This window comes from Chryseobacterium gleum, from assembly GCF_900636535.1.
Classification (GTDB): domain Bacteria; phylum Bacteroidota; class Bacteroidia; order Flavobacteriales; family Weeksellaceae; genus Chryseobacterium; species Chryseobacterium gleum.
In genome coordinates this window covers 3,768,481-3,794,617 of the sequence record NZ_LR134289.1, presented here as the reverse complement: position 1 = coordinate 3,794,617, position 26,137 = coordinate 3,768,481, and the positions used below count along the sequence as shown (strand labels likewise).

Below are 26,137 nucleotides of genomic sequence, written 5' to 3'. Positions count from 1 at the left end.
ATCTCAGATAAATATGCCATATAAAAGGGTGTGCTATGTCAGTAGCTCAGGGTTTTCGTTAAAGGTTTTCCATAGCAATTCACCGAATAATGTATTGGCCCATGCAAACCATTCTCTGGTGAATTTTTTGGCATCGTCTTTATGGAAGGATTCATGCATAAAGCCTGTCCCGCCGTGCGTTTTCTGTAGAGTATCAATACACCATCTGATCTCACTTTTATCTTTGGTAGTGAGTGCCTTCATGATGATACTCATTGGCCAGATCATGTCAAGTCCGATATGCGGACCTCCTATTCCCTCTGCCAGCTTACCTTTGAAGAAGAACGGGTTGTTTTCTGACCACACAAATTTTCTTGTATTCAAATATACAGGGTCATCAGCTTTCACCGCATCCAGATAAGGTAGTCCCAGCAAGCTTGGACAGTTCGCGTCATCCATCAGGTTGTAGCTTCCGAAGCCATTTACTTCAAAAGCATAAATTTTTCCAAATTCAGGATGATTATAAATTCCATATTTTTTGATGGCTGCCTCTACCTCATCAGCAAGGCTGTTCAACTGCTGAGCCAACGTTCTTTCATTTTTAATCTGTGAAACCATTTCCGCAGCCTGGCGTAAGCTTACCACTGCAAATAAGTTGGAAGGGATCAGGAATCCGTAAATGGTAGCATCATCACTTGGACGGAACATAGAGCTGATCAACCCCACAGGTTTTGTTGGGTAACCATATCCTCCCATAGGAACGCCGTCTGTTGCCCAAGCCGTTGTACGCTCGAATTTGTAAGGCCCTAGGTCATGTTTTCTCTGCTGTTCTGTAAAGGTCTGCAGGGTAAGTTGAATTCCTTTCAGCCAGTTGGCATCAAAAGGTTTTGTATCTCCTGTTGTTTTCCAGAAGTGGTATGCAAGGCGGATAGGATAGCAAAGGGAGTCGATTTCCCATTTTCTTTCATGGGTTCCCGGCTTCATATCGGTATGGTCATATTCTTTCCATTTGCTGATCTTTTGGTCATCGTTGTAGAAAGCGTTCGCATAAGGATCTTTCAGGATGAAAGTCGTCTGTTTGTGGATAACTCCCGAGATCAGCTTGTGTAGCTTTTCATCTTTCTTAGAGAACTGCAGGTAAGGAAAAACCTGTGCCGAGCTATCACGAAGCCACATGGCATCAATGTCCCCGGTGATGACGTAAGTATCCGGAGCTCCATTGGTTTCTGTATAGTAAACAGTAGTATCTAATGTATTCGGGAAGCAGTTTTCAAAAAGCCAGCTCAGCTCTTTGTTTTTTACTTTCTTCTTAAACGCTGCAATAGCACTTTCTACGGATTCGCTGGTAAAATGTCTTTTATCTTTAGGAACACGGACAACAGGAAAATCGTCCAGCACTAAATTTTTAGCAAAAACATTTTGGGTAAACAGCAGTCCGGCTCCTGCCAGTGCACTTGTTTTAATAAAATTTCTCCTTTCCATTGATACTTTTATTTCGTTTATTTTATGATTCTTATTTTACCGGTTTACTTCCCATTACGAATCTCAGTTCGCCACCGTTCATGATGTCGCTGTGGTTCAGCTCCCAGCTTTTGTATTCTTTTCCGTTCAGGAACATTTTCTGAACATAGATATTCTTGTCAGAGATCTTGTCAGCGATTACAGTAAAAGTTTTCCCATTTTCTAATTTTAAAGAAGCTTTCGTGAATTGTGGGGCTCCGATGGCATAAACAGGTTTCCCAGGTGTTACAGGATAGAATCCTAATGATGAGAAGATATACCATGCTGACATTTGACCGCAGTCTTCGTTATTCACAATTCCATCAGGTTTTGCTGCATACATATTGTCACGGATGTATTTTACCATTTTCTGAGTCTTATAAGGACTTCCTGCATAGTTATACAGGTACGGAACATGATGTCCCGGTTCATCCCCAAATCCCAAAGATCCAATGAATCCTGAAATATCTACGTGCTGTTCACCTTCCATATGAAGTGCTTCTGTGAAGGTTTTATCCAGTTTTTCTTCAAATCCTTTTTTCCCGCCATACAGATTCATCATTTCATCAATCTGGTGCGGAACAAAGAAATCATAGGCCCAGATATTCCCGGAAACCCAGTGTGGCTGCAGTTTTTTCCAGTCATTAAGAACAAAATCCGCTAAGAATTTTCCGTCTTTTTGTCTTGGCCAGAAGTGATTATTTTCTTTATTAAAAGTATTCAGGAAGTTCATAGAACGTTTTTTATACACTTCCGACTCTTCTTTTTTACCCAATTTTTCTGCCAGCTGTTGAATACACCAGTCATCATAGGCATATTCCAGCGTTGCTGAAACTGAAGCTCCGTTTTCTGATGGTGTGTATCCTAATCTGATATAATCATTAAGACCTCCGCCACCGTCGCTGCTGCTCATTTTATCCGTTAAAGAAGCATCTTTCATTGCAGCAAATGCTTTTTCGGCATCAATGCCGGGAACCCCTTTTGAAATCGCATCCCAGATTACCGAGGCACTGTGATATCCTAACATACAGAAGTTATCATATCCGCAAAGCTCCCAGATTGGCATGTGATCTTTACGATCTGTGTATCTGCTGATCAGAGAATTGGCAAATTCTTTTGTATGTTTCTGATCCATAATGGTCAATAATGGATGTGTCGCTCTGAATCCATCCCAGTAAGAATACGTGCTGTAGTTGGTGAACCATTTGGTATTCATGTTTTCCTGAGCGGCAACATAATCTCCATTCACGTCCATGTATAAATTTGGTGCAATGAAGGTATGGTAAACTCCCGTGTAGAAAATTTTTCTCTGGCTATCCGTTCCTCCTGTCACCTGAAATCTGCCGATCAGATCTCTCCAGGTTTTTTGTGCTGTTTCTTTCGCTTTCGCAAAATCAATATTTTTTGCTTCGGTATCGAAATTTTCCTGTGCATTTTCTGTGCTTACCGGAGATAAAGATACTTTTACTTCAATGCTTTCCTGATCTTCTGTGGAAAATCTTACAAAAGCTTTAGCATCTTTGGCAAGGGCAATTTTTTCATCATTTTTGATTTTTCCGTCAGCATAAACGCCATAAGACTTAAACGGTTTGGAAAACTCCATCACAAAGTAAGCAAACCGTTTACCTCCCCAGCCGTTGCTGTAGCAGTATCCTTTGATTTTATTATTGCCTTCCACACTCACTAAAGTATGGTAGATATTTCCGAAGATCTTATTGGTAGGATCAATAATGATATTGGCTTCACTACTCTTTGGGAAAGTATATTTATGAAATCCGACTCTTGGAGAAGCAGTGAGCTCTGCTTTAATTCCATAGCTATCCAGCATTACAGAGTAATATCCGGGAGACGCTACTTCTTTATCATGGGTAAATTTTGAACGATAACCTGTTTCCGGTTGGTCTTCTGATCCCGGAACCATTTTTACCTGTCCTACCGTTGGCATTACTAGAATATCTCCAAGGTCTGCCCAACCTGTTCCGCTAAGATGGTTATGACTGAATCCCATGATCGTTTTGCTGCTGTAGTGGTATCCTGAGCACCAGTCCCAGTCGCCACTTTTTGTATTCTGATCCGGGCTTAACTGAATCATCCCGAATGGTGTGGTTGCCCCGGGAAATGTATGTCCATGACCTCCTGTTCCTATGAAAGGATCTACCCATGATAAAACATCATTTTTATTTTGCTGGGCATTAGCTACAGAAATCAAGGTGGTAAAAAAGCAGATTAACAGTTCTTTTTTCATGATAAGAGAGGTATCGGAATTTTTTTGTTTTAAAGTTGGTTTAAAAATAGGAAAACCATTATACAATTCCCAGAAAACAAAGGAAAATTAAAATGATTAACCTATTTTTCCTAAACTTATATTACTGTATTAAATTGAATTCTTTTTCATAAAATCAATGATTTCTGAGATATATCCAAAAGCAATAGCAACCACAGTATCAGCAGCACCGTAATATACCGCTACTTTATCTCCTTCTGTCAATGCGGCGCAAGGGAAAACCACATTCGGTACATCTCCTGTCAGTTCATATGACTCTGCCGGAGCTAATAGATAAGGCTTCGTTCTGTACAATACTTTCGTAGGATCTTCAAGATCAAGCAAAGCTGCTCCCATTGAATATCTGAATCCCCTGCAGGTATTGATCACTCCATGATAGAAAAGCAGCCATCCTTCTTCTGTTTTGATAGGAACCGGTCCACCTCCGATTTTTGTACACTGCCATGCACTGTCTTCAAAAGGCGTTACTTTCATCACGCAACGGTGTTCTCCCCAGTACTTCATATCAGGGCTGTAGCTGATATAAATATCTCCGAAAGGTGTATGTCCGTTATCACTGGGACGGCTCAACATGGCATATTTACCATTGATTTTTTCAGGGAATAAAACCCCGTTTCTGTTGAAGGGAAGAAAGGCATTTTCGCACTGGAAAAATTCTTTAAAATCAAAAGTATACCCGATTCCGATGGTTGGACCGTTGTATCCGTTGCACCATGTGATCCAGTAACGGTCTTCAATGAAAGTTACGCGGGGATCATATTTGTAATCGGATTCAATCATATCCGTATTTCCTGCCTGCATTTCAATAGGGTCATGGTTGATATCCCAATTGATTCCATCTTTACTGAAACCGGCAAAAATATTCATTTGTACTGCTTTGTTATCACAACGGAATACTCCGGCAAATCCATCTTCAAAAGGAATTACCGCACTGTTGAATATACTGTTGGATGTTGGTATCGCGTATCTGTTAATGATCGGGTTTTCGGAAAACCTCCACATAATATCACTGCAACCTTCCGGGCGATCCTGCCAAGGGATCATTACTGATTGAGCTGTCATAAAGTTTTTAACTTTTTATTTAAAATTTGTTTATTAATTGTGTTCTTGTTCTTTCTGATTTTCAGGATAAGGGAAAGGAACAAATAGGGTGACCAAAAATGCGGGTATGGTAGCAATCAACACCCAGATAAAGAACATTTTATATCCGATCCAGTCACTGATCGTTCCGCTGAACATTCCGGGAATCATGACACCAAGGTTCATAATTCCTGTTGCAAATGCATAATGCGCTGTTTTGTGTTTTCCGGGAGCAATCTGCTGCATCATGTAGAGCATTAATCCTACAAAACCAAATCCATATCCAAAATATTCCACTACTACAGCAATTCCTACAGGTAAAAGGTCAGCCGGCTGATAATAAGCCAGTAAAGCATATACCACAAACGGAATATTGAATGCACAGCACAGCCATATCAAAGATCTTTTCAGTCCGCGGGCTGAGATAAAATATCCGGCCAGTACAGAACCTAAAATAAATGCTGCAGAACCATAAGTTCCATACACAAGCCCTATATCTGATGTTGATAAGCCTAACCCTCCGGAAGTTCTTGGAGCTTTAAAAAATAATGGGGCAATTTTGATCGCGAATCCTTCTGCAAAACGGTACAGAATAATGAAAAGCACAGACCATACAATATTTTTTTTGGTAAAGAAAGAGGTAATGACTTCCAATAATTCTCTACGGACATTTCCGGCTGTTTTTTCTTTTTTCTGCTCTTCTTTATTCTCGTTCGGCAGAATGAAATAGTGATAAATGGCTAATGCAAAAAACAGTAAGGCATAAATCACCATAATGATCATCCAGGCATTGGTAACTCCTTTCGTTTTTTCCAAAACTCCGGCAAAATAAACGAGCGCCCCACTGCTGATAATCTTGGCCAGATTATAAAAAGCACCCTGCCAGCCGATATATCTTGCCTGTTCTTTATTGGTCAGGAAGCCAATATACGTTCCATCTGCTACAACATCATGGGTCGCTCCGCAAAATGCCACTACTGCAAAAAGGGCAATACTGTATTTGAAAAAGTCGTGCATCGGCAGACTTAAAGCAATCAGAGCAAACAGAATTCCTATGGCAAACTGGGTAAAAACAACAAAGAACTTTTTAGTTTTATAGATCTCCAGAAAAGGGCTCCAAAGCGGCTTCAATGTCCATGCAAACAGAATAAGAGCTGTCCAGAATGTGATCTGCGAATCCGAAACACCCATATCTTTATACATAATTCCTGAAACCGCATTAATGGTTACAAAGGGAACTCCCATTGCAAAATATAATGTGGATATCCAGAGAATTGGCTGGATCCGACGGGTTCCGGAATTGTTTTTTCCCATATTTAAAAGTAAGATTCTAAAGAAAAAGAGAACATCTCAAAAGATTCATTCAGGCTTAAAAAACGAAACTATAAATTTTTCGGAGGTTCTACTCTATCCTCCCGCCTCAATGTTTGTTTCAGAAAAAAACTGATTTTGAGATGTCTCTTTATTAATGAGTGATTCTGAATATTTTTATTTCTTATCCCACCAAAGCTTGGTTCCTCCGGTATCAGGGCCGTTCAGCATTTGAGCAGCCTGCTGGTAATTATACAATGATGTTTTGGTATCAATAGTGAAAGGAATTCTTCTGATCATTGCCTCTGTACTGATGGCTCCTCCACTGTCATTTTTTCTTACCTTGAAAAGAACCGGATATCCTGTTCTTCTCTGCTCTGCCCAGGCTTCCGGTCCGTTTGGATAAAGGGAAAGCCATTTCTGGGTAATAATTCTTTCTAATTTTCTTTCGTTAGTATCACTGTTATTCCATGCAATGGTAATGGTACTTAACTGTGGATTTCCAACAGGTACGTTATTATCCGGATTTTTCGGATCAATATAAGGAGCTTCAGTAGAAGTTGTATCAGCAAGGTAAGCAGCAACGCTTGCACTTTTCCCCCATTCGCCGAAAGATTGCTGAACCCCTGTGGTATAGTTCGTTTGAATATCGCCCGCTCCTGCATATCCTCTCAAAGCAGCTTCTGCTTTAAGGAACCATGTTTCTGCAGCGGTGAATAATTTCATTTTACCATCTGTAGCAGAGAAATAATCTCCGTTAGCAGATTTTGCCTGTGGCTGTGAGAACCCTCCGTATGTTGATTTACCATTTAATAAATCTATTCCCTGACGGATTCCTATATATTTTCCCTGTAAGCTTGGATCAGATGCCGGAATAGCATACGCAGGAAGCCTTGGATCATTATATCCGTTCATATAAGCCATCAAAGGTGCTCCAATTAAACAATCTCCCCATGAGTAAATGATAAAACTCAATTCTGATTGTCCTACACTGATCAAGGCATTATCCGCATTATCAGTAATCAATCCTGCAGATGAAGCTAATGCCTCTTCAGCATATTGCTTAGATTTTGCCGGATCTGCATAACTCATTCTCATCGCTAATCTCAGCTTTAGTGAATTCGCAAGCTTGGCCCATTGAGAAATATTTCCATTAAATACCAGATCAGCTTTTTTCAATGCAGCCTTATCACCTTCATTTTGGTTAGCTGGCATATTCTGTACCTTTTGAAGGTCTATAATAGCAGCACTAAGATCATTAATAAAATGCAGGTAAGCCTCCTGTTGAGAGTCAAAATCAGTGACACCGTTTGCATTAGGTGTCTCATATTTGCTGTACACTACCGGACCATGGCTATCTGATACTCTGGCCGCTGTGATTACTTTTAATATTTTCTTTACCGCAAATGTAGCTGTAAAGTCTACGTCAGGATAAAAGTTTTTAGCTGCATTATCTATGATGATGGAATAATTGAAAATATCCTGTTGTCTGGCAATAATTCTGTTGTTCCAACCATCCATCATAAAATATGTCAAATTGTTCTTGCCTCCATTAAAAGGAGTTGCTGTGCTGAACATACCACTGAACATATCTGCACTTAAATTAGGATATAACTGATAGTCTGACTGTAATCCTCTTTGAATAGATTTTAAAGGATTAACAACCGCATTATAATCAGCATAAAAAATCTCAGGATTTCCAAGTTTCTCCTGGTTATATTGATCAAGATCACCGCATCCTGAAGCTGTCATCAGAACTACCGCACCTAATACCAGTATTTTAATATTTTTGAATTTCATTTTCGTTAAATTAGAAGTTAGCCTTTAATGATAGTCCGATAGATCGTGTAATTGGAAGTCCAAATGAATCAACTCCTACCCCACCTGGTGTATTTCCGGATACTTGTTCCGGATCGAATGGAGCTTTTTTATAAAAGAAGAATAAATTGGTTCCAACAAGACTTACTGTAGCATTTCTCATATATTTGGAATTAATATCAAAGCTATATGAAATTGATGCCTGACGTAGACGAACTGTTGTTGCGCTATACAGATAAGCTTCATCAATTCCTGTCCCGATACCACCGGCACCACCTGTTCTTTTATAATAAGCTTTTGCATCAGTAACTCCATTATAAGCCTGTCCAGCATTAGGAGTGCCTGGAGCATATACAGCATTTGGAATAGATACTCCGCCGGCGTCTCTTGCATCAGCAGTAGCCTGGCTCACTCCGTATAAATCATTTGCTTTCTCCGTAAGAGACAATACTTTGCCTCCAAATTTACCATCGATAAGGAAAGATATTCCCAGTTTACCAATATTAAAAGAGTTATTAAAACCCAGAATAAACTTAGGATTCGGGTTGCCCAAATACTGAGGATCTCCTGTAGTACCCAGAGGAACACCATTTTCATCTACCAAGATTCGCCCCTGATCATCTCTTTTGAATTTAACTCCGTAGAGATCTCCAAATGATCCACCTAACCTCAGTTTTGTAAAGTCTCCTCCTCCTGTTAATGCAAACAGCTGACTTTCTGATATGGGCAGACTTGATGGAAATAATTCTACAATCGTATTCTTATTCGCTGAAGCATTCAATGTAGTTGTCCAGCCGAATTTTTCGCCACCAAAGATTTTGTATGATAATGAAGCTTCAAAGCCTGTGTTACGTATTTTCCCGGCATTAATATAATATGAACCTGACGGAATTCCTCCAAAGTTTGACCCTATAGTAGTTTCTAACAACTGATTAGTTGCATTGGAATTATAATAAGTAATGTCAAAATTTAATCTGTTATTGAGCATTCTCAACTCAGTTCCTGCCTCAAAAGTTTTATTAAGCTCCGGTCGTGGAATAAGGTCTGGACGGCTGGTAACAAATGAACTTTTTGGATATACAATAGTTCCTGCATCTACTCCATACGAATATGCATTGTAATATGCCACCATTGCATTAGAAATATTGGCAGGTAATCCTAACCCTACAGTTGCATAAGAACCTCTCACCTTCCAGAAATTAATTACTTCCGGAAGTTTAAAAATAGAAGATAAGATCGCATTAGCTCCTACAGACTCATAATCAAATCCGCTTCTTCCTGTTAATGCCAAAGTAGAATCCCAATCATTTCTAAAGGTCATATCTACATAAAACATATTTTTATATCCTACGGAAGCACTTGCAAATACCGATCGTACTTGTTTTTTTAAATTCCAATAGATATTGTGGTATCCATCTCCCGGACTTCTTTCTACGTTCCATTGAAGGTTGTTTAATGCAAACAAATTAGGGTTAGACAGATATGCATTGTCAACCTGTGTTACTTTATTACTGGTTGTATTCACACTTCCTCCAAGCGTAAAATCTAAAGAAATAGATTCGCTTAATTTTGGGCTACCAACAAGCAAAACATCACCGTAGGTAGAAGAATTTTCATAAACATTTTTAAGCATTCTTCCATTTTGTCCACCTGCTAATAAACTTGGTGCTGAGTATGCAGAAATATCACGCTGGCTGTCTGAAATATTCCAGCTGTAATTACCTCTTACTCTCGCTGTCAGCCATGGATTAATTTCATAAGATAACGTAACAGCACTATATGCATTTTTATTTTTAACCGTAACCGGATTTCTGTTTAAAATCCAATATGGGTTTTGGGTTTCCGGGTTTCCTTTGAAACTTCCGTCAGGTTTCACTTCCCACCAGTTTTGTGCAGGTAAAAGTCTTTTCTTATCAAGGTAAGAGTAGTTATCCGGTCCGTATTGATCAAAATCTACTCCTCTTGGTAACCAGTATAAGCTTGTCAAAGGTGAAAAAGAAGCTCCCGGTGTTTGTCTGTTTTTACTGTCCTGCAAAGAACCTATAAAGTTGGCATCCAATGTTAATTTATCATCCAGGAACTTACTTGAGTTTCTGAAAGAAATATTATATTGATCAAAATAAGACATCGGAATTATCCCCTTGTTTGTCGTATTTCCAACGGAAAAATAATTGGTTGATTTTTCATTTCCCGATTGGAAAGAAAGGCTATTTACCCATGTTGTTCCGGTTTGCAGAAAGTCTTTAAGATAGTCCTTCGATGCTCCTTTTGCTCCCCAGCTCTCAATGTTATCGCCTGGAGATTGATTAGGCACAGAGGGATCATAAGACAGATAACTGTGCTGCAGTTTTGGAAGACTATAAGCTCTGTCTACTGTTAAACTTGTACTGTAAGAAATAGAACTCTTGCCTAATTTCCCTTTTCTTGTTGTGATCAGGATGGCACCGTTTCCCCCCGCAGATCCATACAATGCAGAAGCAGAAGCTCCTTTCAGAAAGTTGATGCTTTCAATATCATCAGGATTAATGGAACTTAGCACGTCGCCTGGATCCGGCATATTGGAATACTGACTTATATCAGCAGATTTCCCTGTGCCATTGATAATTGGAATTCCGTCAATTACATACAGTGGCTGACTGTTTGATACAGACTTATTTCCTCTCATAATCACCCTTACGGAGCTACCTACACCATTGGTTCTGTTGATCTGCACATTGGAAACTTTTCCGTTGATCGAATTTAATAGATTGGGAGTTTTTACTTCTGTAAGCTCATCCCCGCCAATCTGCTGACTGGAATACGTTAAAGAGCGGGCCTGCCTTTTTATCCCCAAAGAGGTGACCACGACCTCCTCAATACTGGTTGTCTTCGTAGTGTCGGCTGTTTTTTTCTCCTGTGCATTCGCAGTAAGTGAAAAAACGAACAGAACGGGTATAACTGCTTTTCTCATAAGGTATAGATTCGTTAGATTTAATTGAGAATCAGTGACATTACTTTATTTTTTAATACAAAAAAAATTATTGTTTTTTCAGCAAAATTTTTCCGTTTATGTATTAAATTATTTAAAGTTTTGTTAAGATTTAATTCACATTCACAAATCTAAATTTTGTATCCAGTCTGATATAATACTATTTTATCATAAAACGATATTATTTTTTCAGTATTTTTATTTTAATACAACTAACAGGCTACATATCAATATAATACACTACTTTATCAACAATGAGAAAAATAGGATTTATCTTAGTTTTCGCCAAAATAAAACTGGATACGAATACCCGGTTTTCATTACGTTTTATGCTGAATTAATTACTATCAAAAAGCAAATTCCAAAAATCACTCGATTTTTTTCACTCCTTTAAATTGTTCTTTAAATTCAGTTGGTGTTGTCTTTTTGATGGACTTAAATACCTTATTGAAATTGGCAATATTATTAAAACCTGCTTCAAAAGCAATCTCGAAAACAGTAAGATTTTTTTCCATCAGCCAGCGTGCAGCATAGCTGATCCTTATTTCATTCAGATAATTGACAAAGGTTTTCCCTGTTCTTTTTTTAATAAACCTGTTGAAAGTAACATTACTCATATTCACCAATGACGCTACTTTGTCCAGTGTTATTTTATTTTCAAAGTTCTTGTGCACAAAGTCATGTATAATCTTCATCTTGTCATTATCATCAAAAGTTTCAAGCTCAATACTGTATGATGAAAGAAGCGTTTTATTTTCTGCAATAGCAAGTTCATTCAGAATTTTCATAATTTCTATGAAAGATTCAAAACTGTTCATTTTCGACAGGTTGAGAAACGAGTCTTTTAGTTTTTCAGCTGTTTCCTCAGAAAAAAGAATCCCTCTGATAGAGTCTTTCATCAGGTTATTGATGGGTTTCAGGATATTTTTCTGCATCATGGACTGATTAAAGAAATCCTGATTGAACTGTATGGTGATTTCGTGGGTTTTTCTGTTTTTACACCGGTAGTTTGCCCAGCAATGCGGTAAATTGGGCCCTACAAGAACCAATTCCAGATTACCAATTTCTCCTGTATGATCACCTATCATCCTACGATAACCCTTTCCTTTATAAACAAAATTAATTTCAATCTCAGGATGGTAATGGTAAGGAAAGTCAAAAGAAGCTTTAATCCTGTCAAATACGAGAAAGCTATCCTCGGGAGATAGTGGAGTTATTTCTCTCAGAATATTTTCTAATTTGCTCATACAGGCAGTTTTGAAAAAAGGGTTTACGAATAGGGATCACAGTACAAATCTTTGTAAAAATGATAAAATAATATCAATGTAAAAACTTATTTTCGATTTATTTTGTTCCAAATTCTGTAGATCAGATATCAGAAATTTGGGTTTCAGTAATTTAATATCGTTCAAATCCTGCATTTTTGTATCTTTAAACTAAAGTTAAAGTATGCCGCAACCGCTTATTTTTGAAGATCATTATAAAAGACTCGGACTGGAGATATTTTCAGAGGGAAGCCTGAAGGATTTCAGCGGGGATCGGTTCAGAACAGATATTAAAATATTTTTTATTCCTGCCGGATATGAACTTACGGTCGATTTTAACCATTACAAAACCCAAAAACCTTCCCTGTTTTTTCTAACCAACCAGCATCTAAGCATACAAAAAGGGAAAGAGGAATCAATTCTTCTCTTTTATAACCGCGATTTTTACTGCATCCAGATTCATGATAAAGAAGTGGCTTGTGACGGGCTACTCTTTCATAATGTATTTGAAATTCCTTTTGTGGAGCTTGATCATTCTGAAACGGCTCTTATAAAATCCCTGTTTCAGAATATTCAGGATGAACTTGAATGGAAAGATTCCTCAGCAGAAGAAATGATAAGAACCTATGTAAAACAGATTATCATCCGGGCTACGCGGAAATGGAAAAAACAAAATTTAGATAATGATAGCTTCAGAATTCCTGGCAGCGAGCTTGATATTTTCAGGGATTTCAGCAGGCTTCTTGAAATTCATTTCAGGGAAAAGCATAACGTCGCTGATTATGCAGAACTGCTTCATATGGCTCCGAAAACTTTAACCCATAAATTTAAACATCTAAATCTCGAATCTCCCAATCAGTTTATCATCAACAGAATTTTACTGGAAGCAAAACGATTGCTTTTTTATACAGACAAGCCTGTAAAAGAAATTGCCTACGACCTGGGATATGAAGATCCTGCTTATTTCAACCGCCTTTTCACCAACAAAACAGGAAATACACCGGCCAATTTTAAAAAAAATTACACTTCGGGAAAAAAGTACAATATTTAAGTCTTTTTATCTATTGAATACGCCCAACCTCTGACCTACCTTTGTAACATCAAAATCAAACAATATTAAAAATAAAAAACAAACATTATGAGACGTAACGCAACAGCCGTTTGGAACGGTACTATCAAAGAAGGAAAAGGACACTTAACTACTCAGAGTACAACTTTAAACCAGACTCAATATTCTTTCAACAGCCGTTTTGCAGATGGTGTAGGGACAAATCCTGAAGAATTGCTGGCAGCAGCCCATGCAGGATGTTTCACTATGAAACTGGATGCAGAGCTTTCACAAGCCGGATATAACCCTGAAGAATTAAAAACAACTTCTGTCATCACTTTAGATCCCAACATTGGAAAGATTACAAAATCTGAACTGACATTAACCGCTAAGGTTCCTGGAATCTCAGAAGAAGAATTCCAGAAATTCGCTAAAATTGCAGAAGAAGGATGCCCTGTAAGTGCTGCATTCAACTTTGAAATTACATTGAATGCTACTTTGGAAAACTAATCCAGGTTTTCATTCAACATCATAAGGAACGGGCTTTAGCCCGTTTTTTATTTAAAACAAGAATCCATTGACTTTGGCCAAAGCCTATAAGCTAAATATTTATCGGAATAAACTTTTTCAGATAAAATATACCGAATGGTATATTTTTGTATATTTGCAGCATATTTAAACATTTATAATGTCGAAGGCAGAAAAAACAAAACAGCATATCATTGAGAAAACAGCAACTCTTTTTAATACCAAGGGTTACATTTCCACATCGCTGTCAGACATTACCCAGGCAACCGGACTGACGAAAGGCAGTATTTACGGAAATTTTGAAAATAAAGATGAAGTGGCCATTGAGGTTTATAAATATAATGCCGGAGTATTGAGTAAAACGCTCAGCCGTTCCTTTGGTGATGAATTCCCCACGTCTCTGGATAAACTTCATGCATTTGTAGATTTCTACAGAAAAAACTGGAAGTTTGTCTTTGCGAACGGAGGATGTCCTTTGATGAATGCTGCAACAGAAGCAGATGATTCCTTTCCAGCCTTAAGAGCCCAGGTAAAAAGGTCTTTTGAGCAGTGGATGATAAAAATATCAGATACAATTGCAGCAGGACAAAGTAAGGGGGAAATTGATAAAAGGATCAGTGCTGAGCAGTATGCTTCCCTTTTCATTATGCTTATTGAAGGCGGCATTCTGCTGTCAAAAACAATGGGTGATCAAAGTTATCTCAACCATGCTTTAGATAAAGTTGCCCAAATGATTGATCATGAACTCAACATTCTTCCATCATAAATTATACCATATGGAAACAAAAAAAGTGGCTATTGTAGGATACAACAGAATTCCTTTTGCCAGAATGAATACCGCTTATTCGGAACAGGGGAACCAGGATCTCCTTCTTGCTTCTCTGAACGGATTGATAGACCGTTATCGTCTTAAAGGAAAACGACTCGGGGAAGTGGCCGGCGGTGCTGTAATTAAACACATTTCTGAAAGCAACCTCATCAGAGAAACCGTGATGAATACAACGCTGGATCCTGCAACTCCTGCATGTGATCTTCAACAGGCATGCGACACTGGAATTGAGGCAGCTATTTATATTGGAAATAAAATTGCCCTGGGCCAGATAGACTGTGGTATTGCATGTGGTGTGGAAGCCATGAGCAATATTCCTTTTGAATCTTCACCCCGTTTGAGAAAAGCCCTGCTGAAGGCTAACAAAGAAAAGTCAGCATTCGGAAAATTAAAACAATTACTGAGCCCGAAACTGAAAGACTGGATGCCTATTCCCTATAAAGGACAGGAACCCAAGACAGGCCTTGTTATGGGTGAACATACAGAAATTACTGCAAAATATTACAATATATCAAGACAGGAACAGGATGAATTAGCATTAAAAAGCCACCAGAATATGGCAAAAGCTTATGATGAAGGATTCTTTGATGATATGGTCACTCCAGCTTTCGGTCTGGATAAAGATAATAACCTAAGACGTGACAGCAGTATTGAAAAGCTTTCACAGCTGAAACCTGCTTTCGACAAGCAGAACGGAACTTTAACGGCCGGAAATTCAACTCCATTTACAGACGGAGCTTCAGCAGTTTTGCTGGCCAGTGAGGAATGGGCAAAAGCCAATGATCTTCCTGTTTTAGCTTATATCAGCTTTTCAGAGCTTGCCGGAATAGAATATGTTGAAAATAAACAGGATCTGCTCCTGGCGCCGGTTTTTGCAGCAGAAAGAATGCTGAAAAAAGCAGGTATGAATCTTTCTGATTTCGATTATTATGAAATTCATGAAGCATTTGCCGCACAGGTTTTAGCTACCATAAAGATTTGGGAAAATGATGAGCTTGCCAAAAAATTCGGACTGGAGAAAGCCCTAGGAAAAATAGACAGAAGTAAACTGAATGTAAAAGGAGGAAGTCTTGCAGCCGCGCATCCTTTTGCCGCAACAGGTGGAAGAATTATTGCAACCCTGGCAAAATTACTTCATGAAAAAGGCAGCGGAAAAGGGTTTATATCCATCTGTGCCGCCCGTGGACAGGGAGTAACGATGATTTTAGAAAAATAAAAACGTAAGTATGGATAGATTAGCACAATTAAAACAATTCATCGGAAAAGAATTTGACCAGTCACCCTCTCCTTTTATGAAATGGCTTAATCCTGTTGTTATTTCTGCTGAAGAAGGTCAGCTGGAGTTTCAATATACCGTAAGACCGGAATGGCTGAACCCTGTCGGAAACCTTCACGGTGGAGTTACCGCTGCTATTGTAGATGATATCATTGGTGCCACCATGTTTTCTTTAAATGAAAATTCTTTCATTACCACTATAAATAATGTCATCGATTATTTTTCAACTGCAAAAGAAAATGATAATATTGTAGCCGAAACTAAAATCATTAAAAGAGGTAAGCAATTCGTCAATGCACAATGCGAAATATGGAACGCAGACAAAACAAGATTAATCGCAAGAGGAACCTCAAATTTATTCAAAATCAATAACTAAGTATGAAGAGAGTTGTCATTACAGGTCTGGGCGCAGTGACGCCTTTGGGAAATAATGTCGAAGAATTTTGGCAAAACAGTATTAAAGGAGTCAGCGGAGCAGGACTCATTACCCATTTTGACACAGAAAAATTTAAAGTACATTTTGCCTGTGAGGTAAAAGGCTTTGATCCAAAAGTATATCTGAACCATAACGAAATCAAAAGAAGCGATCTGTTTACGCAATATGCAATGTATGCTTCTGCGGAAGCGATTCAGGATTCCGGACTGGAACTTGAAAAAATAGATCCGTTCGATACCGGAGTTATCTGGGGAACAGGACAAGGTGGAATGTGGACCTTCGAAAAAGAAGTGATGGATTTTGCTGCAGGTGATGGTACACCACGTTTTAATCCGTTCTTTGTACCAAAGTTCATTGCCAATATGGCATCAGGAATGATTTCTATGAAATATGGCCTTCAGGGAATCAATTATACTACGGTATCTGCCTGTGCTACAGGAAATACGGCATTAATGGATGCTTTCAACTATATCCGTCTCGGAAAAGCCAAAGTTATCATCAGCGGTGGTTCTGAGGCAGCTATTACACCGGCTTCCATCGGAGGATTTTCTATTATGAAGGCCATGTCTACAAGAAATGATGATTTTGCGACAGCCAGCCGTCCTTATGATACAGACAGAGACGGATTTGTAATGGGTGAAGGCGCAGGAGCATTGGTGCTTGAGGAATATGAGCATGCTGTTGCCAGAGGAGCAAAAATCTATGCAGAATTAGCCGGAGCAGCCATGACTGCGGATGCTTACCATATGACAGCACCTCATCCTGACGGTGTCGGAGCTATTAAAGCAATGCAGCTGGCAGTGAAAGAAGCAGGAGCCAATATGGAAGATATTGATTACATTAATCCGCACGCTACGTCTACACCGATTGGAGATACAATTGAATTAACAGCTATCAACAAAGCATTTAAAGGAAGTAAAAATCTTGACATCAGTGCCACAAAATCCATGACCGGCCATTTGCTCGGTGCTGCCGGTGCGGTAGAAGCCATCCTCTCAATCAAAGCGATTCAGAATGGGATCATTCCACCAACGATCAATCTTCACAATATTGATGAGAGTATTCCTAAGGATATCAATATTGTATTTGGTGAGGCGAAAGAAAAGAATATTAATTTTGCATTGAGCAATGCCTTTGGATTCGGAGGACATAATGCGACTGTAGTATTTAAGAAATTCAGCTAATCTGATTAAATAATTATTCAAAATCCCTGTATGAAAACCATGCAGGGATTCTTTTATAGTTTAAAACTTAAAAAAGCAGCCAAAAACTGACTGCTTTTTTATTTTTATGCTTTCAACCATTCTGAAGAAGAAAGATAGTTCTGATCGGGATAATAGATGAAGAGGCAGTTTCGTCCTTTAATGGTATTAATGATAGACTGCGTCAGCTCTCTTGGTACAGCCGGACATCCCCAGCTTCTTCCGATTCTTTTGTGCATGGCTGCAAATGCATCACTTACGTAATCTGCTCCATGAAGTACAATTGCTCTTCTGTAGGCAGCATCATTAAAGCCTTTGTCCATTCCAAGCAATTTCAAAGAATATCCGTTATCTCCCTGATAGGTTGCATCTGTGATATAAAATCCAAGGCTGCTCTGCAGCGAACTTTCCCTGTTAGAAAAATTCGTCGCAAATTCTTCGCCTGTGTTTTTTCCGTGTGCCACTAATGAGTTAAACAGAACTTTCTTGTCTTCAAGATCAATTACCCAAAGTCTTTTCATGTTAGAAGACATAGAAAAATCGCAGATAGTCAATAAATGCGAGTCCTGGGTAAGCAATCCTGCTTTTTTTAAATTTTCATAGCCAGTCAATGCTTTTGAGAACACTTCATAATTCAGCTCATGTTCAGGGTCAAATGCGATTGATTGGTATAGTGCTTCTGATGAAGATATGGCTGTTGTGCCCTTCTCAGATTTCGTGTCAGCTGCTTTTACAGTTTTCGTTGTTTTGACATTCTCACTTTTCACCATCACTCTTGGAGAAATGTAGAATGAAGTCGTCACCATGTAAACAAGGCCTAGTACGCTATAAAATCCTTTCATTCAATAATATATAAATCCAAATTAGTGGGGCAAAATTATAAAAACATAATTACCAGGGGGTTATAACTCTAAAAAGTTTAACGCTATTTAAGAAACTTTAACGTCCTGATTTTGTGAATTAAAGTGGTTATTTTTGAGAATCCGGAACAAATTCCAGACTTATAGAATTCATACAATATCTTAATCCGGTGGGCTTCGGACCGTCATCAAAGACATGCCCAAGATGGGAATCACATCTTTTGCAAAGTACCTCTACCCTGTCCATTCCATAAGACTGGTCTCTTTTGTAATAAACGCCCTCCTTATCTGCTTCAAAGAAACTGGGCCAGCCGCAACTGCTGGAAAATTTTGAGGTAGAACGGAACAAATGATTTCCACATACAGCACAATAATACTCTCCTATCTCATCAAATTCGTTATATTTTCCGGTGAAAGCTCTTTCGGTAGCGGCTTCCCTTGCGATTGCATATAATTCCGGCGCAAGGATTTTTTTCCATTCTTCATTGGAAACATTAAGTTTTGTGGTATCAGTTCTGGAATAGTATGGATTGCTTTTTGCTTCTGTATTTTCCATAAGAGTTTTTTTAATGGGTTCATATTTCTGCGTACATGCCTGCAGAAAGAATAATAAGGTGAGTGAAACTAAAAATTTCATTACAAATTTTATGGTTTAACCGCAAAAGTTTTGAAGCTTAAAAGCTTTTTTTAAGATTAAACGGTTTCATAACCAAATTTAGTAAATTTGAGAATATGAATGACGAAGCAAAAAGAAAACAGCTCAGAAAATATAAAGCGTTTGCCACAGGGTTATTTGTCCTGATGGCCGTTATTTTTATCGTTACCACTATTTTACAGAAGTCTGACAACTCCCATTGGGTCGGCTATGTACGGGCTTTTGCCGAAGCAGCAATGGTGGGTGCGCTGGCCGATTGGTTTGCAGTAACCGCGCTGTTCCGTCATCCTCTGGGGCTTCCGATTCCTCACACCAACCTTATTGAAAACAGCAAACAAAGGTTAGGAGATAATCTGGGAAGTTTTGTAGTGAGTAATTTTCTTTCCCCACAGAATATCCGTCCTTATATTCAAAAACTCAAAGTATCCAATTTCGCCGGCGAATGGCTTGGAAAAGAGAAAAACCAGGAAATATTACTGAGAAACCTGTCCGATATTGTACTGGATATTCTTAATAAACTGGACGATTCTACGGTGAGCCAGTTTATCAGCAAAAAAGTATCGGAAATGACAGATGATATTAAGCTTAATAAGGTTGTCGGAAACGGGATTCACTATATTCTTGAAAAAAATGATCACCAAAGGATCATCACCAACCTTTCCAAACAGATCAAAGAATATATCCTAGAAAACGATGAAATGATTAAAGACCGCGTAAAGAAAGGTAGCTACTCCTTCATTCCTTCTTTTGTAGATAATAAAATTGCGGATAAAATTGCCGACGGGCTTTCTGATTTTTTCAAAGAGATAGAAGAAGATCCTCAGCATGAAGTAAGGTCATTGATTACCCAGAAAATTCATGAATTCTCTGTTGATCTGAAAGAAGATCCTAAGTGGGATGAAGAATTCAAAACCATCAAAAACGGTCTCCTGAAAAATGATAAACTGGATGAATATTCCAATGACATCTGGGTTTCTATCAAAAAAACGCTGATCAAAGAACTTCAGGAAGAAAATTCTGCATTGAAGAACTACCTTTCAAAAAACCTGAATGAGTTTGCTCAAAACTTAAAGACAGATGAAAGCCTTCAGAATAAAATTGACCATTGGGTTCGTGTGACGGCTTATAAATACATTCTGAAAAACACACATCAGTTCGGAAACCTCATCAGTACTACTGTCGGTAACTGGCAGGGAAAAGAACTCAGTGAAAAACTGGAGCTGGAAGTAGGAAAAGACCTTCAGTTTATCCGGGTCAACGGAACCCTTGTAGGCGGTCTGGTAGGACTGATCATCTATACCATTGCTCACTTTTTCATTTAAATAAAATAGATTCTCAGAACCATTATTTTGTCATTCTGACAAGGAAGAATTTTACCAGTCAATACTCTGTATTCTTCACTACATTCCACAATTAAGTCCGCTGACCTTAATCTGTGTTAAGATAACACTTTTATTTTTACCTTGGTAATCTGCCAGCTCTTTTCAGAAGCTCCTGATTGATATCGTTGATCAATTGGGGACCTTCATAAATAAATCCGGTGTACAACTGAACTAATGCAGCTCCTGCATCCAGCTTTTCCATAGCATCTTTAGCAGAGTGAATTCCTCCTACTCCAATAATTGGAAATGCTCTGTTGCTTTTATCAGAAAGGTATCTGATCATTTTCGTACTTCTCTCACGGATAGGTTTTCCGCTCAGTCCTCCGTTTCCGATCTGTTCTAAAACTTCCGGAGAAGTTTTCAGACCTTCCCGGTTCACTGATGTATTGGAAACTACGATACCATCAATCTTCGTTTCAGCAATCAGCTCAATGATTTCGTCCAACTGATTGTTATTAAGATCCGGGGCAATTTTCAGGAGTATAGGCTTCTGTACAGCTTTTGACTGATTTATTTTTTTCACTTCTGTAATAAGTTCTCTCAGATAGTCTACATCTTCCAGTTTCGCGTGACTTCCTACATTAGGGCAGCTTACATTCAGTACAAAATAGTCTACATAAGGATGAAGACCTTCAAAACAATCCAGATAATCCTGGGTATAGTTTTCAGGGCTTGTATCCGTATTTTTTCCGATGTTTCCACCGATAATTATTTTTCCTTTATTGGATTTCAGTTTTTCAATAGCGGCTTCAAGACCATCATTATTGAATCCCATTCTGTTGATGATTCCGCCATCTTCAATAAGACGAAATAATCTTTTTTTAGGATTTCCGGCCTGCGCTCTCGGGGTTACGGTTCCGATTTCCACAAATCCGAAACCTAAATCTGCCAGTTCATTGAACAATACTGCATTTTTATCGAAACCGGCAGCCAGTCCTACAGGATTTTTAAATTTCAATCCGAAAACTTCTCTTTCCAGACGTTTGTCTTCAACAGGTTTCGGGAAGAATAATCTGGTGAGAAATCCAAAATTCTTAAGTACCGAAAAGGTAAAGTGATGAACATCTTCGGGATCAAATTTAAAAAGAATAGGACGAATGAGCGATTTGTACATTGAAAAAAAGTTTTACAAAATTACTCATTTTAAAATTAATGCTCGATAGATGTATGATATTTTATCGAAATGGCTCATCTATAGTATCTATAAATTGGAAAAATAACTATATATGCAACAAATCAGTGTTTTTTTTTAACGCTGCGACCGCAAAGAAAGATGACCATCCTGAAAACATTTTGGTTCGCAAAGGCGTTCCACTAAGCAAATTACACGCTATCAGCCTTTGCTGAATGAAGTGCCCTTGTGATCGGAAATAAAAAGCAGACATAATTAAACTTTGCGAACATTGCGTTAAAAACAACAGATACAGAGAAATCTGCGTTATCTGTTAAATGGAATGGGATACTTTTTTTAATATAATTATAAACACCATCCTTGTCAAGGTTTAAAACCTTGACAAGGATATTTAAAATCTTGATGTTTTAATTAAGAATAGGCACTCAGATCGAATTTCAGGATGTCTCCTACCCTTTTGAACTCTTCATCTATAGTGGCATTTACCGTAATTCTTTCGTTGGAAACAGGATGATTAAAAATCAACTGATGGGCGTGAAGTGTCATTTTGTTGATTTCAAAAGTCTGAAGCCACAACTTATTCTGTTTATTGCAACCGTGTTTCCTGCAGCCTAAAATAGGATGCAGAATATGTTTAAAATGCTTTCTCAGCTGATGAAATCTTCCCGTTTCAGGAATAGCTTCTACCAAAGAGTATCTTGAAGTCTGATGTTTTAAAAAAGGTAAGTCTATTTCAGAAGTCTGCAAACGGCGATAGTTTGTAACTGCATTTTGCCTGACTTCATTTTCATTTATTAAATCATAATCAATAGTTTCCTCTTCTTTTGTCCAGCCACGTAGAATGGCCAGATATTTTTTCTCTACTTCTCGTGATGAAAACTGCTCGCTCATGATTCTGAGAGTATCTTTATCTAAAGTAAACAACAGAACGCCGGATGTTTTCCTATCTAACCGATGTACCGGATACACTTTTTGCCCAATCTGTTTCTTCAGCTCCTGAATAGCATACGTATCGGCTTCTCCGGCATAAAAAGATTTATGAACCAGTAGTCCGCTGGGCTTGTTGATGGCAATAAGATGTTCATCGCGATAAAGAATTTCTAACATGGGGCAAAAGTAAAGATTTTTCGACTGATATTATATGCTGCCGTATTTGTAAACCTAACAGATTTTGAAAACCTGTTAGGTTTAAACATTCCTTTATCAATAGCCCCGATCAAAGAGAAAATCCCACAGTGAGGCGGCGGCGCGAAGCAGAGCCGCCGAGCGAGGAATTGCAACGGAGAGCGGGTTCCCGGCTCCTTAAAAATTAAATTGTAAATATTTGTCTGTTTATTAATGCTTTTTTTATTGAATCTCATGATTTTGGATCCAAATTGCTATTTTTGCATTTCAGACGTTAAAAAAATTATGGCAAAGCAAGAAGATGTTTTCAAGAAAGTGATTTCTCACGCTAAAGAGTATGGTTTTATTTTCCCATCGAGTGAGATCTATGATGGTTTATCCGCTGTTTATGATTATGGACAGAACGGTGCCGAACTAAAAAATAATATCAAACAATACTGGTGGAAAGCTATGGTACAGCTTAACGAAAATATTGTAGGTATTGATTCGGCAATTTTGATGCACCCGACAACATGGAAGGCATCCGGCCACGTAGACGCTTTCAACGATCCATTGATTGACAATAAAGATTCCAAGAAACGTTTCAGAGCAGACGTTCTGGTAGAGGATTACTGTGCTAAAATTGAAGATAAAGAGAATAAAGAGATAGAAAAGGCTGCGAAGAGATTCGGTGATGCTTTCGATAAAGATCAGTTTGTTGCTACCAATCCAAAAGTTCTGGAATACAGGGCAAAAAGAGAGGCTATTCTTTCAAGACTGGCAAAATCTCTGGAAAATGAAGATCTTGCTGATGTAAAAGCTTTGATTGAAGAGCTTGAGATTGCGGACCCGGATACTGGTTCTAAAAACTGGACAGAAGTGAGACAGTTCAACCTGATGTTCGGAACTAAGTTGGGAGCTTCTGCAGACAACGCTATGGACCTTTACCTTAGACCTGAAACAGCTCAGGGTATCTTCGTTAACTTCTTAAACGTACAAAAAACTTCACGTCATAAGCTTCCTTTCGGGATTGCACAGATTGGTAAGGCATTCAGAAATGAGATTGTGGCAAGACAATTTATCTTCAGAATGCGTGAATTCGAACAGATGGAAATGCAGTTCTTTGTAGCTCCGGGAACAGAACTTGAATTCTACGAACAGTGGAAGCAAAAACGTCTGAACTGGCACAGAGCTTTAGGTTTGGGAGACGAGAACTACAGATTCCACGATCATGAGAAGCTTGCTCACTACGCGAATGCTGCTGCTGATATTGAATTTAATTTCCCATTCGGATTTAAAGAACTTGAAGGTATCCACTCAAGAACGGATTTCGACCTAAAGGCACACGAAGAGTTCTCAGGAAGAAAGCTTCAGTTCTTTGACCCTGAAAGAAATGAAAACTATGTTCCTTACGTAGTAGAAACATCTGTAGGTTTGGACAGATTATTCCTTTCTATTTTCTCTCATTGTTTAAGAGACGAAGTATTGGAAGACGGTTCAGAAAGAACTGTTTTATCTTTACCTCCTGCATTGGCGCCAATTAAAGCTGCTATTCTTCCATTGATGAAGAAAGACGGTTTGGCAGAATATGCGGAAAAGATCTTCAATGACCTGAAATATGATTTCAACTTATTCTACGAAGAAAAAGATGCGATCGGAAAACGTTACAGAAGACAGGATGCCATCGGTACTCCATACTGTATCACGGTTGATCACGACTCTCTTACTGATCACACGGTAACCATCAGGGACAGAGATACAATGCAGCAGGAAAGAGTTCCTGTTTCAGAGTTGAGAAGAATCATTGATGAGAAGACGAACTTCAGAAATTTACTTTCTCAGTTATAGTTTAAAAGCCCTGTTTTCAGGGCTTTTATTTTTTATTATCATATCTGTTAATTTATTATTTTTATCCCTCAAATTTTAACCATGAAAAAAATAACACTAATGATGTTTGGGCTGATCCAAACCTTTGCATTTTCCCAGACTCAGGACCTGACGGCACTTGCTGCAGGCGATCATGTAGGAATGAATGCTCTATTCGATGATAAAGACAATCTCTACGGTTACGTTTCTCTATATTCTTACGGAAAATCCGGTGACAAGACCAAAAAGTTCGAGTATGTAATTCTGGACAAAAACCTCAACCCTGTTGCCAATAAAGAATTTGAAGGAGACATCACAGCAGCTTCTTATTTGGGATATGTTGATTTCAAAGGGCAGATTATCCTAAAGCCATCCATGATGGATTATTCCCTTGTAAAAAGCAAAGAAATATTTACTCCGGTTTCTATGGTGATCGATCCAAAGACAAACTCTATTACCAGAAAGGTCTATTATGATTATCTTGAAAACGGTACTTTCAAAGAGATCAACGAACCGAAAAGCTGGAAAGAACAGCGTAAGGAAAACCGTGACGAGAAGAAAGAAAAAGGTTACAACTATGTTTCTGCCGTTGGAGAACTGAAAGAAGGCGGTTATTTTGCTATTGAATACAAAGATTACGGAAAGTATGAGAACAGCAACAGCCTGATGAAGTTTGATGAGAACAAAAAGGAAGTCTGGAGATACAAATACAATACAGACGGAAGCAAAAAAATTCACACTTCTTTATCTGTTCTTGAAAGAGATGAGAACTATATGTACTGCATCATGAAAAAGGTCAACGACAAGCAGAAAACATTCAGTCTGATGGTTCTGGATATGAAAACAGGTAAAGAAAAATCCAACAAACCCGTTACAGGATTATCTGATGAAACGATAGACAATATTGAATCCTTCTACTCCAATTACAGAAAGCTTGATAATGATAAAACTTTTGAGGATAAAGTAGTCCTGTTAGGAAGAAATTATGATGATTCCCAATCTGTAGGATTTGCAAGAATGATCCTCAATAAATCTGACTTTTCCGTTGATACGAAAACCATCAATTATGAGCCCAATATCTCTGCTTTTCTTCCCAAAGTGGACAAATATGGAATGGTGGAAAGCGGTTATATGCTTCAGACCAAAGACATGTATTTTATGAATGATGGAAGTGTAGGTATTTTATCAGAAAAATATAAGCCTGCAGGCCAGTACAACGCACCGAAAACCACCGATCTTGTTTACATCTATACCGATAAGGATTTCAAGGTGAAAAATGTTCAGGTCTTTGAAAAGGAAAAATCAAAGTGGGTAAACAGTGATTATCTGTTTTCACAATACCTCAACGGGGGTAAAGATGTGGTATTTTTCTACCGTGACTATCAAAAAGATGAAGTAACGAAACAGAAAAGATGGAATCTGTTTATCAATACTATTATTGACGGAAAATTCAAACAGGAGATTATCCCGATTTCTGAAAAAGACAATTATGCCGTAACTCCGTATGTAGGAAAGGAAGGCTATATCCTGCTTCGTGAGTATAATGAAAAGGAAAAATTCAATAAGATCCGTCTGGAGAAATTAAATTACTAAAATAATAAGAACCCTGACGAA

20 protein-coding genes are annotated in these 26,137 nt (G+C 38.3%); 9 read left to right on the top strand and 11 right to left on the bottom strand.

Going from position 1 to position 26,137, the window contains the following annotated elements; translation table 11 throughout:
* Positions 1-33 precede the first annotated feature (33 nt).
* The 7 genes from EL165_RS17255 to EL165_RS17225 all read right to left on the bottom strand — a co-directional run bounded on the left by EL165_RS17255 (position 34) and on the right by EL165_RS17225 (position 12,187).
* Complete coding sequence (locus EL165_RS17255; RefSeq protein ID WP_002982646.1) at positions 34-1,461, bottom strand: glycoside hydrolase family 125 protein; 1,428 nt, start codon at positions 1,459-1,461, stop codon at positions 34-36.
* Positions 1,462-1,492: 31 nt separating this feature from the next.
* Complete coding sequence (locus EL165_RS17250) at positions 1,493-3,724, bottom strand: GH92 family glycosyl hydrolase (protein ID WP_041462028.1); 2,232 nt, start codon at positions 3,722-3,724, stop codon at positions 1,493-1,495.
* Positions 3,725-3,853: 129 nt separating this feature from the next.
* Positions 3,854-4,825, bottom strand: a complete 972-nt coding sequence (locus EL165_RS17245; protein WP_002982641.1) for a glycoside hydrolase family 130 protein — start codon at positions 4,823-4,825, stop codon at positions 3,854-3,856.
* 33 nt (positions 4,826-4,858) lie between these two features.
* Positions 4,859-6,157 carry an MFS transporter gene (locus tag EL165_RS17240; protein WP_002982640.1) on the bottom strand — a complete coding sequence of 433 codons (1,299 nt, stop codon included), beginning with the start codon at positions 6,155-6,157 and terminating at the stop codon, positions 4,859-4,861.
* A 174-nt stretch (positions 6,158-6,331) separates the two neighbouring features.
* Complete coding sequence (locus EL165_RS17235) at positions 6,332-7,954, bottom strand: SusD/RagB family nutrient-binding outer membrane lipoprotein (RefSeq protein ID WP_002982638.1); 1,623 nt, start codon at positions 7,952-7,954, stop codon at positions 6,332-6,334.
* Between the two features lie 10 nt (positions 7,955-7,964).
* Positions 7,965-10,922, bottom strand: coding sequence for a SusC/RagA family TonB-linked outer membrane protein (locus EL165_RS17230; protein ID WP_002982635.1), 2,958 nt, complete (start codon positions 10,920-10,922; stop codon positions 7,965-7,967).
* A 386-nt stretch (positions 10,923-11,308) separates the two neighbouring features.
* A complete protein-coding gene (locus EL165_RS17225) occupies positions 11,309-12,187 on the bottom strand; it encodes an AraC family transcriptional regulator (protein WP_002982631.1) in 879 nt (292 codons plus the stop codon).
* 202 nt (positions 12,188-12,389) lie between these two features.
* Here EL165_RS17225 and EL165_RS17220 point away from each other — a divergent pair, with 202 nt between their 5' ends.
* The 6 genes from EL165_RS17220 to fabF all read left to right on the top strand — a co-directional run bounded on the left by EL165_RS17220 (position 12,390) and on the right by fabF (position 17,506).
* The gene (locus tag EL165_RS17220; protein WP_002982625.1) at positions 12,390-13,256 is read left to right on the top strand and encodes a helix-turn-helix domain-containing protein; all 867 of its coding nucleotides are present in this window, start codon (positions 12,390-12,392) and stop codon (positions 13,254-13,256) included.
* An 87-nt stretch (positions 13,257-13,343) separates the two neighbouring features.
* Positions 13,344-13,763, top strand: a complete 420-nt coding sequence (locus EL165_RS17215; RefSeq protein WP_002982623.1) for an OsmC family protein — start codon at positions 13,344-13,346, stop codon at positions 13,761-13,763.
* 178 nt (positions 13,764-13,941) lie between these two features.
* On the top strand, positions 13,942-14,547 hold the full coding sequence (locus EL165_RS17210) for a TetR/AcrR family transcriptional regulator (RefSeq protein ID WP_002982620.1): 606 nt from the start codon (positions 13,942-13,944) through the stop codon (positions 14,545-14,547).
* A gap of 10 nt (positions 14,548-14,557) precedes the next feature.
* The gene (locus EL165_RS17205) at positions 14,558-15,826 is read left to right on the top strand and encodes an acetyl-CoA C-acetyltransferase (RefSeq protein WP_002982617.1); all 1,269 of its coding nucleotides are present in this window, start codon (positions 14,558-14,560) and stop codon (positions 15,824-15,826) included.
* A gap of 10 nt (positions 15,827-15,836) precedes the next feature.
* Entirely contained in the window at positions 15,837-16,262 is a 426-nt protein-coding gene (locus tag EL165_RS17200) for a PaaI family thioesterase (RefSeq protein ID WP_002982612.1), read from the top strand.
* A 2-nt stretch (positions 16,263-16,264) separates the two neighbouring features.
* Positions 16,265-17,506, top strand: a complete 1,242-nt coding sequence (gene fabF / locus EL165_RS17195) for a beta-ketoacyl-ACP synthase II (protein WP_002982608.1) — start codon at positions 16,265-16,267, stop codon at positions 17,504-17,506.
* A 104-nt stretch (positions 17,507-17,610) separates the two neighbouring features.
* Here fabF and EL165_RS17190 read toward each other — a convergent pair whose 3' ends face one another.
* Both EL165_RS17190 and msrB read right to left on the bottom strand, forming a co-directional pair.
* Entirely contained in the window at positions 17,611-18,366 is a 756-nt protein-coding gene (locus EL165_RS17190; protein WP_002982605.1) for a murein L,D-transpeptidase catalytic domain family protein, read from the bottom strand.
* A gap of 127 nt (positions 18,367-18,493) precedes the next feature.
* Positions 18,494-18,940 (bottom strand): peptide-methionine (R)-S-oxide reductase MsrB, encoded by a 447-nt coding sequence (msrB, locus tag EL165_RS17185; RefSeq protein ID WP_228370573.1) that lies wholly within the window; start codon positions 18,938-18,940, stop codon positions 18,494-18,496.
* A 176-nt stretch (positions 18,941-19,116) separates the two neighbouring features.
* Here msrB and EL165_RS17180 point away from each other — a divergent pair, with 176 nt between their 5' ends.
* The gene (locus EL165_RS17180) at positions 19,117-20,361 is read left to right on the top strand and encodes a DUF445 domain-containing protein (protein WP_002982599.1); all 1,245 of its coding nucleotides are present in this window, start codon (positions 19,117-19,119) and stop codon (positions 20,359-20,361) included.
* A gap of 136 nt (positions 20,362-20,497) precedes the next feature.
* Here the strand turns inward: EL165_RS17180 and EL165_RS17175 are convergent, their stop codons facing one another.
* Together EL165_RS17175 and EL165_RS17170 are read right to left on the bottom strand one after the other, a co-directional pair.
* Entirely contained in the window at positions 20,498-21,535 is a 1,038-nt protein-coding gene (locus EL165_RS17175; protein ID WP_002982595.1) for a quinone-dependent dihydroorotate dehydrogenase, read from the bottom strand.
* A 429-nt stretch (positions 21,536-21,964) separates the two neighbouring features.
* Positions 21,965-22,660, bottom strand: coding sequence for a pseudouridine synthase (locus tag EL165_RS17170; RefSeq protein WP_002982593.1), 696 nt, complete (start codon positions 22,658-22,660; stop codon positions 21,965-21,967).
* A gap of 303 nt (positions 22,661-22,963) precedes the next feature.
* On the opposite strand from EL165_RS17170, the gene EL165_RS17165 reads away from it, so the two are divergent.
* Together EL165_RS17165 and EL165_RS17160 are read left to right on the top strand one after the other, a co-directional pair.
* On the top strand, positions 22,964-24,505 hold the full coding sequence (locus EL165_RS17165; protein WP_041461970.1) for a glycine--tRNA ligase: 1,542 nt from the start codon (positions 22,964-22,966) through the stop codon (positions 24,503-24,505).
* Between the two features lie 81 nt (positions 24,506-24,586).
* Positions 24,587-26,116: a hypothetical protein gene (locus tag EL165_RS17160; RefSeq protein ID WP_002982584.1), complete on the top strand. Its 1,530-nt coding sequence runs from the start codon at positions 24,587-24,589 to the stop codon at positions 26,114-26,116.
* The last annotated feature ends 21 nt before the right edge of the window (positions 26,117-26,137 follow it).